Raw genomic sequence first — 15813 nt, 5'->3', positions numbered from 1 at the left:
TCGGGCTGCCGAGGCTTGTCAGGCCCGTCCGGATCGCATGACGGATCGGGACCTGCGGACGAGGCCTCCGGCGACGGGTCATCCGATGGAGGCGATGTCGCTGGGCCTGGATTGGACGGGATGAACACGGTCGACTCCCCGGCACCGTTGCCGCTGCCGCTGCTTGGAGGAGCGACGAAGCGGTGCGCGCTCGTCGACGAAGGCGCGCTGAGTTGGCCGGGGGCCGCCGGCCGTTCAGTCCTTCGACGGCCCCGAGACCTTGTGCCGCATCAGGCGGCCCTTCTCGCGTTCCCAGTCGCGCTTCTTCTCGGTCTCGCGCTTGTCGTGCTGGGCCTTGCCCTTGGCCAGCGCGATCTGCACCTTCACGCGGCCATTCTTGTAGTGCAGGTCCAGCGGGATCAGCGTGAAGCCGCGCTGCTCCACCTTGCCGATCAGCCGGCGGATGTCGGCGCCGCTCATCAGCAGCTTGCGCGTGCGGTCGGCCAGCGGGTTGACGTGCGTCGACGCCGTGCGCAGCGGATCGATCCGGCAGCCGATCAGGAACAGTTCCCCGTCTCGGATGACGACATAACCGTCCGGCAACTGCACCTGGCCGGAGCGGATGGCCTTGACCTCCCAGCCTTCGAGGACGATGCCGGCTTCGTACTGCTCCTCGAGGTGGTACTCGAATCGGGCGCGACGGTTTTCTGCAATGGACATGGGAGCTCTTCTTGTGCGGGTCGCGGGCGCGCCAGGTCGGCGCAAGCGCCGAGGGCAGGCGGGCCGGATGGCGGCCCGGTGACGCCCAGATGGGGTCGATCGGGCCGCCTACAATCCCGCCATTCTAAGAACCGCCATGAAGCACGTCCGGAAGACCGTCCTCCTTTGGTACTCGCCGCGCGAGATGTATGACCTGGTCACCCAGGTCGAGCGTTATCCGGAGTTCCTGCCCTGGTGCTCGTCCGCGGAGGTCCTGGAACGCCACGACGACGGCGTGACCGCGAAGCTGTCCCTGCAGTACGCCGGCCTGCGTCATGCGTTCACCACCCGCAACACGAACGAGCCGAACCAGCGCGTGCGCATGAGACTCGTCGACGGGCCGTTCTCGATGCTCGACGGCGACTGGCAGTTCCTGCCGCTGAGCCGCCCCGGTGCGCCGGCCGACGGTGAACCGCGCGCCTGCAAGATCGAGTTCGAGCTGCGCTACGCGTTCTCGAGCTTTGCGCTCGAGGCGGTCGTCAGTCCGGTGTTCGACCGCATCGCCAACACCTTCGTCGACAGCTTCGTGAAGCGCGCCGAGCAGGTCCATGGCGCCCGCTGACCTGTCGATCGAGCTCTTCTGGAGCCCGGTCCAGGGCGAACTGCGCGAGCAACGACTGACCCTGCCCGCCGGCAGCACCCTGCGCGACGCCCTGGCGGCCAGCGCCTGGTTCGCGCCGGACCAGATCGCCGCGCTGACGGCCGGGATCTGGGGGCGCACCGTGCCGCTGGAGACCCCGCTGCGCGAACAGGACCGGGTCGAGGTCTACCGTCCGTTGACGGTCGATCCGAAGGAAGCACGCCGCCAGCGCTTCCAGGCCGCGGGCAGCCGCATCGTCACGCGGCATCGACCGCTGGGCCGCAAGGCCTGACACCGGACGCAGGTCCGGGCCCGGAAACAGGAAAGGCCGCATCAGCGGCCTGTCGTCTTACCAGCGGTCACCGGACTTACGAGCGGTTTGCCCGCCGGTGTTGTTTCCGGGACTCGTTCCGGCCTTACTTGCAGTTCGCCGTGACCACGGCCTGCATGTTGCGGATCTCTTCCTGGCGCATCTGCTCGGTCATCGGCTGCGAGTCGCCGGTCTGGGTGCCGCTGCGCAGACGCACGCCGGACTCGAGCACGCGCTGGCGGTTCTGGGCCTGACGGCAGTTCTCGGCCATCGCGTCCGCGCGGGCCTTGTCTTCCTGGGCCTTGCGCTCGCGCTCGACCTTCTCGCGCGAGGAGGCCTCGCTCGCCGCACGGGCCGGCGCGGAAGCGGCCGAAGCCGCCGCGGAGGCGCCTGCCAGCGCCACCTGCGCCGGCGACGGGGCGGCACGCGCCGCGTTGGACGGGCGCTGCAGGATGTCCTTCTCGGCGACGCTCGGCGGCGGCGGACGATCGCTGTATTGCGTGCGGCCATCGGCGTCGCGCCACTTCCATTGGGCGTGCGCGACCGAGGTCAACGCCATCAGCGCCAGCGCGCAGATCATGCCCAGCGGGCGTCGCGGGCGTCGCGAGAGTGGGGGATTCATCATGGTCGTGGAGTGTACCGCCGGGCTTCTCTATAATGCGCCTTTGCGTCTGGAGCTTCCCTCATGCGCCTACTCGGAAAGGCCCTCACCTTCGACGATGTGTTGCTGGTGCCGGCGTTCTCCCAGGTGTTGCCGCGCGACACCAGTCTGGCCACGCAGTTCACGCGTGGCATCCGCCTGAACCTGCCGCTCGTGTCCGCCGCGATGGACACCGTGACCGAGGCGCGCCTGGCGATCGCCATCGCCCAGGAAGGCGGCATCGGCATCGTCCACAAGAACCTCACCCCGCAGCAGCAGGCCGCGGAAGTGGCCCGGGTCAAGCGTTACGAGTCCGGCGTGCTCCGCGACCCGATCACGATCACGCCCGAGACCACCGTCCGCCAGGTCAAGCAGCTGAGCGAGCACCACGGCGTGTCCGGTTTCCCGGTGCTGGTGGGGCAGAAGGTCGTCGGCATCGTCACCAACCGGGACCTGCGCTTTGAAACGCGCATGGACATCCCGGTCAGCGAGATCATGACCCCGGCCGAGCGCCTGATCACGGTGCCCGAGGGCGCCTCGCTGAGCGACGGCAAGGCGCTGATGCACAAGCACAAGCTGGAGCGCGTGCTGGTCCTCAACGACGCGTTCGAACTGCGCGGCCTGATGACCGTCAAGGACATCACCAAGCAGACCAATTTCCCGAACGCCGCGCGTGATGCGCACGGCAAGCTGCGCGTCGGCGCGGCGGTCGGCGTGGGCGAGGGCACCGAGGAGCGGGTCGAGCTGCTGGTCAGGGCCGGCGTCGACGCGATCGTCGTCGACACCGCGCACGGCCACAGCAGCGGCGTCATCGAACGCGTGCGCTGGGTCAAGAAGAACTACCCCGGCGTCGAGGTCATCGGCGGCAACATCGCCACCGGCGCCGCGGCGCTGGCGCTGGTGGAAGCCGGCGCGGACGCGGTCAAGGTCGGCATCGGCCCGGGCTCGATCTGCACGACCCGCATCGTGGCCGGCGTCGGCGTGCCGCAGATCGCGGCGATCGACTTCGTCGCCACCGCGCTGAAGGGCACGGGCGTGCCGGCGATCGCGGACGGCGGCATCCGCTACTCGGGCGACATCGCCAAGGCCATCGCCGCCGGCGCGAGCACGGTGATGATGGGCGGCATGTTCGCCGGCACCGAGGAAGCCCCGGGCGAAGTGATCCTCTACCAGGGCCGCAGCTACAAGAGCTACCGCGGCATGGGCTCGATCGGCGCGATGAAGGCCGGTTCGGCGGACCGCTACTTCCAGGAAAACGACGAGACGACCAACCCGAACGCGGACAAGCTGGTGCCGGAAGGCATCGAAGGCCGCGTCCCGTACAAGGGGTCGATGGTCGCGATCGTGCACCAGATGGCTGGCGGCGTGCGCGCCTCGATGGGTTACTGCGGTTGCGGCAGCATCTCGGACATGCACGAGAAGGCCGAGTTCGTCGAGATCACCTCGGCGGGCATCCGTGAGAGCCACGTCCACGACGTGCAGATCACGAAGGAAGCGCCCAACTACCGCCTGGAGTGACGCCCTTGTCCGAACAGGTCGACGCGGCGCGGGGCTCCGGCCCCGACGCCGCCGCAGCAACGACGACGCATGGCGGCCGCAAGGCCGCCATGTCGTTCATCCTGATCGCGGTGCTGATCGACATGGTGTCGATCGGCCTGATCATCCCGGTGCTGCCGCCGCTGGTCGGAACCTTCACGCAGAGCGAGACGCAGCACACGCTGGCGCAGCTGGCCGTGGCGTTCGCCTTCGGCATCGCGAATTTCTTCGGCTCGCCCATCCTGGGCGGGTTGTCCGACCGCTTCGGCCGTCGGAAGGTGATGCTGATCGGTTTCAGCGGCCTCGCGCTGAGCTTCTTCGTGACGGCGCTGGCCAACGCGCTGTGGATGCTGGTCGTGGTGCGGCTGTTCTCCGGCGCGATGCAGGCCAACGCGGCCGTCGCCAACGCCTACGTCGCCGACATCACGCCGCCGGCGGATCGTGCCAAGCGTTTCGGCATGCTGGGCGCGGCCTTCGGCATGGGCTTCATCCTCGGTCCGGTGATGGGCGGGCTGCTGGGCAGCATCGACCTGCACCTGCCGTTCTACGTCGCCGGCACGCTGGCGCTGCTCAACTGGCTGTACGGCTTCTTCGTGCTGCCCGAGTCGCTGGCGCCGGAGCACCGCAGACCCTTCGAGTGGCGCAAGGCCAATCCGGTCGTGGCGCTGGGCCGGCTGCGCAAGCTGAACGGTGTCGGGCCGCTGATCTACGTGATCGCGTGCTCGGGCCTGGCGCAGCTGGTGATCCAGACCAGTTGGGTGCTCTACAACCAGCACAAGTTCGGCTGGGGTCCGCGCGAGAACGGCCTGTCGCTGTTCGTCGTGGGTCTGGTCGCGGTGGTGGTGCAGGGCGTGCTGCTGCAGCCGCTGATGCGCTGGCTGGGCGCGCGGCGCCTGGTGCTGATCGGCCTGACGACCTCGATCCTGACCAACCTGATCTGGGGCCTGTCGACCGAGGCCTGGATGATGGTCGGCGCGATCTTCCTGAACATCGCCGGCGTGGCCGCGGCCCCGGCGATGCAGAGTCTGATCTCCAATGCCGCCGACGCCCGCACGCAGGGCGAGACCATGGGCGCGGTGGCCGCGATCAACAGCCTGATGGCGGTGATCTCGCCGATCGCCGGCCTGGGGCTGATGGCGCTGGTCGCCGAACTCCCCAAGACCGACTGGCGCATCGGCGCGCCGTTCTACCTTTGCGCGCTGCTGCAACTGGCCTCGCTGGCCTTCGCGTGGCGCCACTTCAACACGGACCCGCCGGCGCAGGCCGCCGCGGCCAAGGCCTGAGCCGGCGCGCCACCGGCTTCCGCCCGATCCCCGACATCCCAGCATTCCCAAGCATCCCCAGAAGCTGACCATGCACGACAAAGTCCTCATCCTCGACTTCGGCTCCCAGGTGACGCAGCTGATCGCGCGCCGCGTGCGCGAGGCCCACGTCTACTGCGAGATCCATCCCAACGACGTCAGCGACGACTTCATCCGCTCGTTCGCGCCGAAGGCGATCATCCTGTCGGGCAGCCACGCCTCGACCTACGAGGACCACGAGCTGCGCGCGCCGCAGTCGGTGTGGGACCTGGGCGTGCCGGTGCTGGGCATCTGCTACGGCATGCAGACAATGGCGGTGCAACTGGGCGGCAAGGTCGAGTGGAGCGATCACCGCGAGTTCGGTTACGCCGAGGTCCGCGCGCACGGCCACACCAAGCTGCTGGACGGCATCCAGGACTTCGCCACGCCCGAAGGCCACGGCATGCTCAAGGTCTGGATGAGCCACGGCGACAAGGTCACCGCGCTGCCGCCGGGCTTCCAGCTGATGGCCTCGACGCCGAGCTGCCCGATCGCCGGCATGGCCAACGAGGACAAGGGCTACTACGCGTTCCAGTTCCATCCCGAGGTCACGCACACGGTGCAGGGCGCGGCGGTGTTCAACCGCTTCGTGCGCGAGATCGCCGGCTGCAAGGGCGACTGGATCATGGGCGACTACATCGCCGAAGCCGTCGCGAAGATCCGCGAGCAGGTGGGTGACGAGGAAGTCATCCTGGGCCTGTCGGGCGGCGTCGATTCGTCGGTGGCGGCGGCGCTGATCCATCGCGCGATCGGCGACCAGCTGACCTGCGTGTTCGTCGATCACGGCCTGCTGCGCCTGAACGAAGGCGACGCGGTGATGGACATGTTCGCGGGCAAGCTGCACGCGAAGGTGATCCGCGTCGATGCGAGCGAGCTGTTCCTCGGCCAACTGGCCGGCGTGACCGATCCGGAGCGCAAGCGCAAGATCATCGGCGGCCTGTTCGTCGACGTGTTCAAGGCCGAGGCCGAGCGCCTGAAGTCCGGCGACGGCGGCAAGGGTGTCCACAAGGGCGCGACCTTCCTGGCGCAGGGCACGATCTATCCGGACGTGGTCGAGAGCGGCGGCACGAAGACGAAGAAGGCCACGACGATCAAGAGCCACCACAACGTGGGCGGGCTGCCGGAGCAGCTGGGCCTGAAGCTGCTGGAGCCGCTGCGCGAGCTGTTCAAGGACGAGGTCCGTGAACTGGGCGTGGCGCTGGGCCTGCCGCCGGAGATGGTCTACCGCCACCCGTTCCCGGGCCCGGGCCTGGGCGTGCGTATCCTGGGCGAGGTGAAGAAGGAGTACGCGGACCTGCTGCGCCGCGCCGATGCGATCTTCATCGAGGAGCTGCGCAACACGCGCGACGAGGCGACGGGCAAGACCTGGTACGAGCTCACGAGCCAAGCCTTCACGGTGTTCCTGCCGGTGAAGAGCGTGGGCGTGATGGGCGACGGCCGGACCTACGACTACGTGGTCGCGCTGCGCGCGGTGCAGACCAGCGACTTCATGACGGCGGACTGGGCGGAACTGCCGTACAGCCTGCTCAAGCGCTGCTCGGGCCGCATCATCAACGAGGTGCGCGGCATCAACCGCGTGACCTACGACGTCTCGAGCAAGCCGCCGGCGACGATCGAATGGGAATGAGCGCTTCGCGCTGACAAGCAAACAGGGGCCCGTCAGGCCCTTGTTTGCTTTTGAGCTCTCAACCCATTCATTGAATCAGCGGAGACATTTGAGCCGATGTCGGCCAGCCTTCCCAACACCCGTCAGGTCCGATGCCGACGCTGCGGGGCTTGGCGTTCTTCGGGTAGAACCTGACCGAGGGAAGGTCTTTGAAGTGAGCATCGCAGGTGATCACTTCGACACCGAACTTCTGCGCTGTCGCGTAGATCAAAGCGTCTGCCGACGCGAGCTTGTACTTGGCGTTGATCTTTGCGGCTTCCTTGGCCGTGGCGGTGTCGAGCTCGTCGACAGGGCAATCTTCCAAGGTCCGTTCAAGACTTTCATGGCGCTCGGCGTCCAAGGTTCGGAGTGCCCACTTCTCAATCTCGTGTTGCACGATCGTCGGGACGATGCAGTGCTGCAAGGGCGGGAGGTTGGGCCAGATCAATCGACCCAAGTCAGATTCGGCAAAGCACTCGATCCAGGCGGACGTGTCTACGACCACGTTTCGTCCTGAGTTCTGTGAGCCGGAGTGGTCAGTAGCGGTCATTGCGATCCCGGTAGTTGCCCGTGTCAGCGCCTTTTGCAATGCCCATGATCTGGTCGATGGTGATGCGCTTGTAGATGAAGATGCCGTCCTTGTGTCGGACGACTTTGAGTTCCTCTCCTGGCTTCCAATCGAGCGTGTCTCGAATCTCTTTCGGAAGCGCGACGCGGTGTCGTGAGGACAGGATGGCGACGGGCGCGGGCATGTGGACTCCGGTGCGTTTAGCGAAACAAGACTGGCGATTCTTCGCTTCCGGTTCTTCCTGATCCACGGCCTCGATCGGTGGGCAGTCAGTCTGTACTGGCGACGATCGGTATCGCTTCAACTTGCTTGTGTGATTGACGTTCATGGCCATAGGATGAATTCACGAAGTTCCTGTGCTGACACGCGATGTCAGGGCCTCTGTCCAGAATCGGCGGATCGCTTAGCCACCACTCCGGAGACCCCATGGCCGACGACCACCCCGTCTACGAGCTGCGCCAGTACAAGATCGTCAAGGGCGAGCGCGAACGCTTCATGCGGCTGTTCGACGCGGCCTTCGTCGAATCGCAGGAGGCCGTCGGCATGCGGCTGTACGGGCAGTTCGCCGATCTCGACGACCCGGACCGTTTTGTCTGGATCCGCGGCTTCGACGACATGGCGGCGCGCGAGAAGACGCTGAGCGAGTTCTACTTCGGCCCCGTGTGGCAGGCGCATCGCGACGAAGCGAATCCGATGCTCGTCGACAACGACAACGTGCTGTTGATGAGGAGCCCGGGCGTCGGGCCGCAGCCCGCGCGCATCGACGGCGCGCGCGATGCCGGCATGTTCCGGCGAGGAGCGTCGCCGGGGCTCGTGGTCCTGCACCTCTGCACCCTCTGGAAGGACCCGGCCGATCCCGAGGACGGCTTCGCGCGTTTCTTCGAGCACGAGGTCGCGCCGGTCATCGAGGCGGCGGGCCTGCCGGTGATCGGCAGCTTCGTGCCGGAGCGCTCGCCCAACAACTTCCCACGCCTGCCGGTCCGCGAGGGGGAGAAGGTCTTCGTCTGGATGACCCGCGCCGCGAATGCCGACGATTGGGCGATGCGCTGGAGTGCCTGCCGGCACTCGACCGCGTGGCGTGCGCTCGAGCCGCGCTGGCGTGACGCGCAGGAGCGATCGCCGCAGATCCTGCGATTGCGACCGGGCATCGCCTCGGTGCCGCGCTGAACCGGCGGGTGACGGCGGGTCGGCCGAGTGTGGCTATGCTTCGCGTCATCCCCGCTTCCACTCCGGAGTTCTTGCATGCGCAGCGCCCTGTCCATCCTCGCCCTCGTCATCGTGCTCGCCATCGTGATGCTGACCGCGAAGAAGCAGATGCAGGCGATGAAGCCGCAAGTCTCGGCGGACCCGGCGGCGTCCGCGGCATCGTCGGCGCTGCCTCAGCCGGAGGCCGTCGGCCGCCAGGTGCAGGACCTGATGAAGCAGGGCGAGCAGCGCGCGTCCGAAGCGGAATGAGCGCGCCGTGATGGCGTCGTGATCGCATCGTGACTGTCCATGCGCTGTTCTTCTGCCTGCGCCCCGATCTGGAGACCGCGGCGAGATTGAGCGTGATCTCTGGAGAGCTCGTGCGGCGCTTCGGCCTGCGCGCCAAGGCGGCGCGCACCGAACGCCTCCACGTGACCTTGCACCACCTGGGCTGGTACGACGACCAGACCGACCAGGCCGAGGTGATGGCGGAGGTGAGGCTGCTTGCCGAAGTCGCTGCCGCCTCGTTGCGGCACGGTCCGGTCCAGGTGGACTTCGACCAGCTCCTGAGCTTCACCCGAAAGCGGCGGAACCTGCCGCTCGTGCTCAGCGGGGGCGCGTGTCTCGACCCCGTGCGGACGATGCGGGCCGCGCTCGGCGAGCGCCTGCGCGCCAGCGGCCTGCGGACCGATCCCCACTTCACGCCGCACTTGACGCTGTTCTACGACGATCATGTCGTGGAGCCGCAGCCGTTCATCGTGCCCGGCTGGACGGCGACGGAGGTCCTGCTCATGGACAGTCTGCAGGGACAGTCCACACACGTTGAGCTCGCGCGCTGGCCGCTCGCTTGAGCCGGTCAGCCGCGATTCGTCGTCATGCGCCGCAATGCGCGGGGGTCAGGTCTCGCCTGGTGCGACGATCTCCCGCGCCAGTGCGCGCAGGCTCAGCGGCGCGGAGCCCTCGGCGTGGTTGGAGATCGTGACGTAGGCGGGGTGGCCCGCCTGCGCCGTCGCCCGGATCACCTTCGCGAGCACGGCCCGCGTCTCCGGATCCGGATCCATCAGCTCGGCGTATTCCCCGTACTTCTTCACCGCGTCCTCGTAGCCGAAGGGGCCGTGGATCCGGTGCAGGTTCCAGCGGCAGACCAGCGGTCCCGGCCACATCGCGCGCAGCAGCGGCAGCTGCTCCTCGATCGTCGGCAGCTTCGGATGCAGGCCCAGACAGTAGCGCGCGCCGCAGTCCTTGAGCATGGCGACGAATGCCGGTGTCAGCCATTCCGGGTCGCGGACCTCGACGGCCACGACCGCCTCCGGTGCCACGTCGCGCAGCGAGGGCAGGGCGGCCAGCATCGCGTGCAGTCGGTCGAGCTGCTCCGGCATGCGGTCCAGCATCGCCAGCGGCAACGGGCTCAGCTGGAACACCAGCGCGCCGATGCGCGTGCCCAGTCCAGCCATCGCCGGCTCGAGGAACTCCTGGATCGCCAGGCGCGGATCGAGGAAGGCCGTGTTGGCCTGGCGGCCGCGGCCGTCCTCGGCGCGCACCTGGGCGTCGGTGATCACGCTGGGGGCCTTGACCGTGAACCGGAAGTCCTCGGGCACCTGCTGCGCGTAGCGCTCGTACTGGCTGGCCGTGAGCGATTGGTAGAAGCCGCGGTCGATGCTCACCGCGCGGTGCAGCGGTTGCTGCGCATAGGCGGTCAGGCCGTTGCGGGAGAGGTTGGACTCGCCATGCCGACCCTCCCAGACGATGCCTTGCCAGCCCGGGTAGCTCCACGACGAGGTGCCCAGCCGGATCCTCGGCGACAACGCGGCCGCCAGCGCGACCTGGGCCTCGTCCGGCGACTGGGCCTGGATGCCGGCGCGACGGCGTTTCGGCGCGACGCCGGCTTCGGGCGTGTCGGCGCGGTCGCTGCCGACGTCGTCATCGCCGTCGAGGTCGTCGCGATCGGCGACCCGCGGCGCCGGTGCGGCGGGCGCGGGCGGCAGCAGCTCGCCGAAGAGATCGTCCTGGTGACCGGGGAACTCCTGTTGCATGGGCCGGCAGCATAGCGGGCGCGGCTACACTGCCGCGCGAGCGCCGCCATGACCACCGAGTCCCCCCAGATCCTCCCCGCCGACCCCGCCGACCCCGCGGATGAATACGCGATGCGGCTCGCCCTCGACCAGGCCCAGAACGCCTGGCTCGTCGGCGAGGTGCCGGTGGGCGCCGTGATCATGCGGGCCGGTCAGGTGATCGCCACCGGCTACAACCGCCCGATCACGACCCACGATCCGACCGCCCACGCGGAGATCGTCGCGCTGCGCCACGCCGCGCAACTGCTCGGCAACTACCGGCTGCCGGAGTGCGAGCTCTACGTGACGCTCGAGCCCTGCGCGATGTGCGCGATGGCGATGATGCATGCGCGGCTCAAGCGCGTCGTCTTCGCCGCGCCGGATCCGAAGACCGGCGTCGCCGGCTCGGTGCTCGACCTGTTCGGGCAGAAGCAGCTGAACCACCACACCGCGCTGCACGGCGGCGTGCTCGCGGAGGCGTCGTCGCGGCTGCTGCGCGAGTTCTTCGCCGAGCGCCGCGAGGCGGCGCGCCAGTTGCGCGAGGCCCGTCGCCGCGCCGCGGTCGAGACCGGGGCCACGGGCGACGGCTTCGATGACGCCGGCCTCGACACGCTGAGCGCGTTGCCCGAGGTCCAGGAGTTTCCCGAGATCCCCGTCGGTGACGCGCAGTACCTTCCCATGAATTCCGATCCCTCGCAGGACAACACGCAGGACGACACGCAGCGATGAGCTCCCTGACCCTCTACACCCCGTCCGGCGTCCTGGCGCAATCGCAAGCGCTCAAGCGCGCGGCCAAGCGGCTGACGGCGTTCGGCTTCGAGGTGGCGATCGACGACGCGGCGCTCGCGAAGCATCAGCGCTTCGCCGGCGACGACGAGACGCGGCTGGCCGCGCTGCACCGTGTCGCGCAGGCCGCGCCGTCGGTGGCGCTGGCCACGCGCGGCGGCTACGGCCTGACGCGTCTGCTGGACCGCATCGACTGGCCGACGATCGCCCGCAGCGTCGAGCGCGGCACGCGCTGGGTCGGCCTGAGCGATGTGACCGCGCTGCAGCTGGCGCTGCTCGCCCACACGAAGCAGACGAGCTGGGCGGGCCCGCTCGCCTGCGACGACTTCGGCCGCGCCGACACGGACGGCGGCGTCGACGAGATCACCCGCGACTGCTTCCTCGAGGCGATGGACGGATCGCTCGAGGCCATCGGCTTCCGCACCGAAGCCGGCCTGGACGGCGTCGAGGCCCGCGGCACGCTGTGGGGCGGCAACCTGGCGGTGCTGTGCTCGTTGCTGGGCACGCCGCACTTCCCGCGCATCAAGGGCGGCATCCTGTTCCTCGAGGACGTCAACGAGCACCCGTATCGCGTCGAGCGCATGCTGCTGCAACTCTGGCAGGCGGGCGTGCTGGACGCGCAGAAGGCGGTGCTGCTGGGCAGCTTCAGCGGCTGGAAGAAGTCGCCGCTGGATCGCGGCTATTCGATGAAGGCCTGCGTCGCGGCGCTGCGCGAGCGCGTCAAGGTGCCGATCCTCACCGGCCTGCCCTTCGGTCACGTGCCGACCAAGGTCTGCCTGCCCGTCGGAGCGAAGGCCGAGATGATGGTCGAGGGCCGCGACGTCATCGTCGCCTGGGGCCACGTCGATCACGGCCACGACCACCACGATCATCACGGCCATGGACATGGACACGCGCATGATCATGGTCACGACGGCCACGACCATGACCACGGGCCTCACGACCACTGACTGACGTCACACGCGCCCCGCGAACCGGGCCGCTATGATCCGCCCCGGCATCGGCCGGCCTCTGCGCGAGGAGCGGCCTTGGCAACAATCTGGCAATGCCGCATCCTCAGGATGCGGCGTTTGCTTTTTGGAAGGATGACGATGTCGTCGGGGCTGTGGAACGCGTCGCTGCACGCGGCTGAAGGCTGGCGCGGGACGTGGGTGGCCCCGATGGCCCGGATGGCGGGCCTGCTCGCCGCCGTGCTCCTGACCGCCTGCAACAACAGCCCATATCCGGCCGGCGCGGCCAAGGACAACACGCTCTACCTGTCCTTCGACGAGCGCTCGCCGCGTTATCTCGACCCGACCGCGTCCTACACCTCGCCGGAGTCGGTCTATACCTACCAGATCATGGAGCCGCCCTACGGCTACCACTATCTGAAGCGGCCCTACGAGCTGATCCCGCGCGCCGCGGCGGCCGTCGTCAAGCCGTATTACGTCGATGCGCAGGGCAAGCGCCTGCCCGACGATGCGCCGGTCGAGCAGATCGCGCAGAGCGTCTACGACGTGCCCCTGCGTGAAGGCGTGAAGTACGCGCCCAGCCCCGCGTTCGCGAAGGACGCGCAAGGGCACTACCTCTATCACCACCTGAGCGCGAAGGACCTCGGCGACAAGCGCTCGCCGTGGCAGTTCGAGCACCTGGGCACGCGCGAGATCGAGGCCGAGGACTTCGTCTACGCGCTCAAGCGCCACGCGACCACGCGCGTCGAGGCGCCGATCTACGGCCTGTTCTCCGAGCACGTCGTCGGGCTGAAGGAGTACGGCGCGCTGATCCGCGAGGAGAACGCCAAGCTGCTGAAGGGCCTGCCCGAGAGCTCGCCCGACAAGCCGTTCCTGGACTTCCGCAAATGGCCGCTGGCCGGCGCCGAGGCGGTGAACAAGCACCTGCTGCGCGTGCGCATCAAGGGCAAGTACCCGCAGTGGTCGTACTGGCTGTCGACGACCTTCGTCGCGCCGATCCCGTGGGAGGTGGACCTGTTCTACGCCCAGCCCGGCATGGCCGAGCACGGCCTGTCCTGGAACCAGTGGCCCGTGGGCACGGGGCCTTACATGATGACGGAGTACCAGCAGGACCGCCGTCACGTGATGTCGCGCAACCCGAACTACCGCAAGGACGATCTCTATCCCTGCGAGGGCATGCCCGACGACGGTCCCGCCGGCCGCCTGGCCGACTGCGGCAAGCCGCTGCCCTTCATCGACAGGATCGTGGCCACGCTCATCAAGGAAAAGGTGCCGCGCAAGGAGATGTTCAAGCAGGGCTACCTGGACGTGCCCGACCTCGAGCGCGGCGACTGGGGCGTGGAGTTCTACGCCGATGCCAGCGACTCCGCGGAGACCGACGCCTTCTTCAAGCAGCGCGGCTTCGCGTTCCCGCGATCGACCGACCCGAACAACTGGTACCTCGGCTTCAACATGCTCGATCCGGTGATCGGCAAGGGGAAGACGCCGGAGGACGAGACCCGTCATCGCAAGCTGCGCCAGGCGCTGTCCATCGCGATCGACTGGGAGGAGGGCTACGGCCGCATCTTCAAGAACCGCGGCGGCGTGGCCGCGTTCGGACCGGTGCCGCCGGGCGTGTTCGGCTCGCGCGAGGCGCAGCCGGGCTTCTTCAATCCGGTCACGCACAAGCGGGTCGACGGCAGGATCGAGCGCCGCTCGATCGAGGAGGCGAAGCAGCTGCTTGCCGAGGCCGGCTACCCCGACGGCCGCGATGCGAAGAGCGGCCAGCCGCTGGTGCTGAACTACGACTTCATGCGGACGGTCACGCCCGAGGTGAAGGCCGAGAACGACTGGCTGGTGAAGCAGTTCGCCAAGCTGGGCGTGCAGCTCGACGTGCGCGCCACCGACTACAACCAGTTCCAGGAGAAGCTGCACCAAGGCAAGCACCAGGTGTTCTGGTGGGGCTGGTTCGCGGACTACCCGGACGCGGAGAACTTCCTGTTCCTGCTGTACGGTCCCAACAGCAAGTCGCTGCATGAGGGCGAGAACTCGGCCAACTACGAGAACACCGAGTACGACCGCCTGTTCAAGCAGATCCAGGTGCTGGACGACGGCCCCGCCAAGCAGCAGGTGATCGATCGCATGGTCGAGATCGTCCAGCAGGATTCGCCCTGGGCCTTCGGCTACTGGGCCTGGACCGGTCAGGCGTACCAGAGCTGGGTGCACAACGGCAAGCCCAGCATCGTGATCCGCGATCCGGTGCGCTACTACCGCATCGATCCGCAGCAGCGCGCGCAACTGCAGGGCGCATGGAACCGGCCCGTCTGGTGGCCGCTGCTGGTGCTGGCCATCGGCGGCGTGGCGATCGTCTGGATGACGCGCCGCAGCTTCCAGAAGCGCGAGACCGCGACCGCGCGCGGCACGGCCGCGCCGGCCGCCCGTTCCGCAGAATCCGCCACGAGCGCTCCGCGGGGAGCCGACTGATGTTCAAGTACCTCACCCGCCGCCTGGTCTACGGGCTGGCCATCCTCGTCGGCGTCAACCTGCTGACCTTCTTCCTGTTCTTCACCGTCAACACGCCGGACGACATGGCCCGGCTGAACATCGGCGGCAAGCGCGTGTCGCAGGAGCAGATCGACAAGTGGAAGGCCGAACGCGGCTACGACAAGCCCCTGTACTGGGACGCGTCGCGCGCCGGGACGGAGCAGGTCACGCACACGGTCTTCTGGGAGCGTTCGGTCTCGCTGATGCTGCTGGAGTTCGGCCGCTCCGACGCGCGCCAGGCCGTCGACATCGGCCACGAGATCAAGACCCGCATGGGCGTCAGCCTGCAGCTGGCGGTGCCGATCTTCGTGCTGCAGCTGATCGTGAGCGTCGCCTTCGCGCTGCTGCTCACCTTCTTCCGCAACTCGCGCATCGACTTCTGGGGCGTCGTGCTGTGCGTGCTGATGCTGTCGATCTCCAGCCTGTTCTACATCATCGTCGGCCAGTTCTTCTTCTCCCGCATCCTGCGGCTGGTGCCGATCAACGGCTACGAGCCGGGCCTGGACGCGATCAAGTTCCTGGCGCTGCCGATCGCGCTGTCGCTGCTGTCGCGCCTGGGCGGCGAGGCGCGGCTGTACCGCGCGATGCTGCTCGAGGAGGTCGGCAAGGACTACGTGCGCACCGCCCGCGCCAAGGGCCTGTCCGAGCCGCGCGTGCTGATGCGCCACGTGCTGCGCAACGCGCTGATCCCCATCATCACCAGCGCCGGCGCCTACCTGCCGTACGTGTTCCTGGGCAGCCTGGTGTTCGAGAGCTTCTTCGGCATTCCCGGCCTGGGCGCCTTCGTCATCGAGGCGATCACCGGGCAGGACTTCGCCATCGTGCGCACCATGGTGTTCCTGGGCGCGCTCCTCTACATCGCGAGCAACGCGCTGATCGACGTGATCTACACCTGGGTCGATCCGCGCGTGAGGCTGACCTGACGCGCCCGGCGCGTTCGGGATTCGAGACAGGACACGAG

Annotated in this window: 17 protein-coding genes; 12 read left to right on the top strand and 5 right to left on the bottom strand. The window is 68.1% G+C overall.

The window, feature by feature from the left end; all coding sequences use genetic code 11:
• Window positions 1–234 precede the first annotated feature (234 nt).
• Complete coding sequence (gene smpB, locus AC07PR_RS20905) at window positions 235–699, bottom strand: SsrA-binding protein SmpB (RefSeq protein ID WP_377156508.1); 465 nt, start codon at window positions 697–699, stop codon at window positions 235–237.
• A 136-nt stretch (window positions 700–835) separates the two neighbouring features.
• On the opposite strand from smpB, the gene AC07PR_RS20900 reads away from it, so the two are divergent.
• Together AC07PR_RS20900 and AC07PR_RS20895 are read left to right on the top strand one after the other, a co-directional pair.
• Window positions 836–1300 carry a type II toxin-antitoxin system RatA family toxin gene (locus AC07PR_RS20900; RefSeq protein WP_377156507.1) on the top strand — a complete coding sequence of 155 codons (465 nt, stop codon included), beginning with the start codon at window positions 836–838 and terminating at the stop codon, window positions 1298–1300.
• Complete coding sequence (locus AC07PR_RS20895) at window positions 1287–1610, top strand: RnfH family protein (protein WP_495136439.1); 324 nt, start codon at window positions 1287–1289, stop codon at window positions 1608–1610. The genes AC07PR_RS20900 and AC07PR_RS20895 overlap by 14 nt, the downstream gene beginning before the upstream one ends.
• Window positions 1611–1734: 124 nt before the next feature.
• Here AC07PR_RS20895 and AC07PR_RS20890 read toward each other — a convergent pair whose 3' ends face one another.
• Window positions 1735–2250, bottom strand: coding sequence for a DUF4124 domain-containing protein (locus AC07PR_RS20890; protein ID WP_495136438.1), 516 nt, complete (start codon window positions 2248–2250; stop codon window positions 1735–1737).
• A 63-nt stretch (window positions 2251–2313) separates the two neighbouring features.
• Here AC07PR_RS20890 and guaB point away from each other — a divergent pair, with 63 nt between their 5' ends.
• The 3 genes from guaB to guaA all read left to right on the top strand — a co-directional run bounded on the left by guaB (window position 2314) and on the right by guaA (window position 6771).
• A complete protein-coding gene (gene guaB, locus AC07PR_RS20885; RefSeq protein WP_495136437.1) occupies window positions 2314–3786 on the top strand; it encodes an IMP dehydrogenase in 1473 nt (490 codons plus the stop codon).
• Window positions 3787–3791: 5 nt separating this feature from the next.
• Window positions 3792–5087, top strand: coding sequence for an MFS transporter (locus AC07PR_RS20880; protein WP_483105578.1), 1296 nt, complete (start codon window positions 3792–3794; stop codon window positions 5085–5087).
• A gap of 70 nt (window positions 5088–5157) precedes the next feature.
• Window positions 5158–6771 carry a glutamine-hydrolyzing GMP synthase gene (guaA, locus tag AC07PR_RS20875; protein ID WP_377156499.1) on the top strand — a complete coding sequence of 538 codons (1614 nt, stop codon included), beginning with the start codon at window positions 5158–5160 and terminating at the stop codon, window positions 6769–6771.
• A 67-nt stretch (window positions 6772–6838) separates the two neighbouring features.
• Here guaA and AC07PR_RS20870 read toward each other — a convergent pair whose 3' ends face one another.
• Both AC07PR_RS20870 and AC07PR_RS20865 read right to left on the bottom strand, forming a co-directional pair.
• Window positions 6839–7339 carry a type II toxin-antitoxin system VapC family toxin gene (locus AC07PR_RS20870; RefSeq protein WP_377156497.1) on the bottom strand — a complete coding sequence of 167 codons (501 nt, stop codon included), beginning with the start codon at window positions 7337–7339 and terminating at the stop codon, window positions 6839–6841.
• Complete coding sequence (locus tag AC07PR_RS20865; RefSeq protein WP_495136436.1) at window positions 7326–7691, bottom strand: AbrB/MazE/SpoVT family DNA-binding domain-containing protein; 366 nt, start codon at window positions 7689–7691, stop codon at window positions 7326–7328. Before AC07PR_RS20865 ends, AC07PR_RS20870 begins: the two co-directional genes overlap by 14 nt.
• A 92-nt stretch (window positions 7692–7783) precedes the next feature.
• Here AC07PR_RS20865 and AC07PR_RS20860 point away from each other — a divergent pair, with 92 nt between their 5' ends.
• From AC07PR_RS20860 to AC07PR_RS20850, 3 genes are all read left to right on the top strand, one after another.
• Window positions 7784–8524: an NIPSNAP family protein gene (locus AC07PR_RS20860; protein ID WP_495136435.1), complete on the top strand. Its 741-nt coding sequence runs from the start codon at window positions 7784–7786 to the stop codon at window positions 8522–8524.
• A 75-nt stretch (window positions 8525–8599) separates the two neighbouring features.
• Window positions 8600–8812 (top strand): hypothetical protein, encoded by a 213-nt coding sequence (locus tag AC07PR_RS20855; protein WP_431102397.1) that lies wholly within the window; start codon window positions 8600–8602, stop codon window positions 8810–8812.
• Between the two features lie 29 nt (window positions 8813–8841).
• Window positions 8842–9393 carry a 2'-5' RNA ligase family protein gene (locus AC07PR_RS20850; RefSeq protein WP_495136434.1) on the top strand — a complete coding sequence of 184 codons (552 nt, stop codon included), beginning with the start codon at window positions 8842–8844 and terminating at the stop codon, window positions 9391–9393.
• 45 nt (window positions 9394–9438) lie between these two features.
• On the opposite strand, the gene AC07PR_RS20845 is transcribed toward AC07PR_RS20850, so the two are convergent.
• Entirely contained in the window at window positions 9439–10575 is a 1137-nt protein-coding gene (locus AC07PR_RS20845) for a DUF72 domain-containing protein (RefSeq protein ID WP_495136433.1), read from the bottom strand.
• A gap of 48 nt (window positions 10576–10623) precedes the next feature.
• Between AC07PR_RS20845 and tadA the strand changes: the two genes are divergently transcribed.
• The 4 genes from tadA (at window position 10624) to AC07PR_RS20825 (ending at window position 15775) form a co-directional block, all read left to right on the top strand.
• Window positions 10624–11322, top strand: coding sequence for a tRNA adenosine(34) deaminase TadA (gene tadA / locus AC07PR_RS20840; RefSeq protein ID WP_483105583.1), 699 nt, complete (start codon window positions 10624–10626; stop codon window positions 11320–11322).
• Complete coding sequence (locus tag AC07PR_RS20835; RefSeq protein WP_495136432.1) at window positions 11319–12329, top strand: LD-carboxypeptidase; 1011 nt, start codon at window positions 11319–11321, stop codon at window positions 12327–12329. The genes tadA and AC07PR_RS20835 overlap by 4 nt, the downstream gene beginning before the upstream one ends.
• A 141-nt stretch (window positions 12330–12470) precedes the next feature.
• Window positions 12471–14792, top strand: coding sequence for an ABC transporter substrate-binding protein (locus tag AC07PR_RS20830; protein WP_495136431.1), 2322 nt, complete (start codon window positions 12471–12473; stop codon window positions 14790–14792).
• The gene (locus AC07PR_RS20825) at window positions 14792–15775 is read left to right on the top strand and encodes an ABC transporter permease (protein WP_377156482.1); all 984 of its coding nucleotides are present in this window, start codon (window positions 14792–14794) and stop codon (window positions 15773–15775) included. The genes AC07PR_RS20830 and AC07PR_RS20825 overlap by 1 nt, the downstream gene beginning before the upstream one ends.
• Window positions 15776–15813 lie beyond the last annotated feature (38 nt).

This window comes from Roseateles sp. GW821-FHT09H11, assembly GCF_059415845.1.
The sequence above is the reverse complement of the archived record's forward strand: the minus strand, read 5'-3'. Positions and strand labels throughout refer to the sequence as shown.

Excerpts from the sequence above, each read along its gene's own strand:
- AC07PR_RS20870 (WP_377156497.1), bottom strand. The coding sequence starts at position 7,339 with ATGACCGCTACTGACCACTCCGGCTCACAGAACTCAGGACGAAACGTG.
- tadA (WP_483105583.1), top strand. The coding sequence starts at position 10,624 with ATGACCACCGAGTCCCCCCAGATCCTCCCCGCCGACCCCGCCGACCCC.
- AC07PR_RS20845 (WP_495136433.1), bottom strand. The coding sequence starts at position 10,575 with ATGCAACAGGAGTTCCCCGGTCACCAGGACGATCTCTTCGGCGAGCTG.
- AC07PR_RS20900 (WP_377156507.1), top strand. The coding sequence starts at position 836 with ATGAAGCACGTCCGGAAGACCGTCCTCCTTTGGTACTCGCCGCGCGAG.
- guaB (WP_495136437.1), top strand. The coding sequence starts at position 2,314 with ATGCGCCTACTCGGAAAGGCCCTCACCTTCGACGATGTGTTGCTGGTG.
- AC07PR_RS20830 (WP_495136431.1), top strand. The coding sequence starts at position 12,471 with ATGTCGTCGGGGCTGTGGAACGCGTCGCTGCACGCGGCTGAAGGCTGG.
- AC07PR_RS20860 (WP_495136435.1), top strand. The coding sequence starts at position 7,784 with ATGGCCGACGACCACCCCGTCTACGAGCTGCGCCAGTACAAGATCGTC.
- smpB (WP_377156508.1), bottom strand. The coding sequence starts at position 699 with ATGTCCATTGCAGAAAACCGTCGCGCCCGATTCGAGTACCACCTCGAG.
- AC07PR_RS20835 (WP_495136432.1), top strand. The coding sequence starts at position 11,319 with ATGAGCTCCCTGACCCTCTACACCCCGTCCGGCGTCCTGGCGCAATCG.
- AC07PR_RS20895 (WP_495136439.1), top strand. The coding sequence starts at position 1,287 with ATGGCGCCCGCTGACCTGTCGATCGAGCTCTTCTGGAGCCCGGTCCAG.
- guaA (WP_377156499.1), top strand. The coding sequence starts at position 5,158 with ATGCACGACAAAGTCCTCATCCTCGACTTCGGCTCCCAGGTGACGCAG.
- AC07PR_RS20865 (WP_495136436.1), bottom strand. The coding sequence starts at position 7,691 with ATGGCCATGAACGTCAATCACACAAGCAAGTTGAAGCGATACCGATCG.
- AC07PR_RS20825 (WP_377156482.1), top strand. The coding sequence starts at position 14,792 with ATGTTCAAGTACCTCACCCGCCGCCTGGTCTACGGGCTGGCCATCCTC.
- AC07PR_RS20855 (WP_431102397.1), top strand. The coding sequence starts at position 8,600 with ATGCGCAGCGCCCTGTCCATCCTCGCCCTCGTCATCGTGCTCGCCATC.
- AC07PR_RS20890 (WP_495136438.1), bottom strand. The coding sequence starts at position 2,250 with ATGAATCCCCCACTCTCGCGACGCCCGCGACGCCCGCTGGGCATGATC.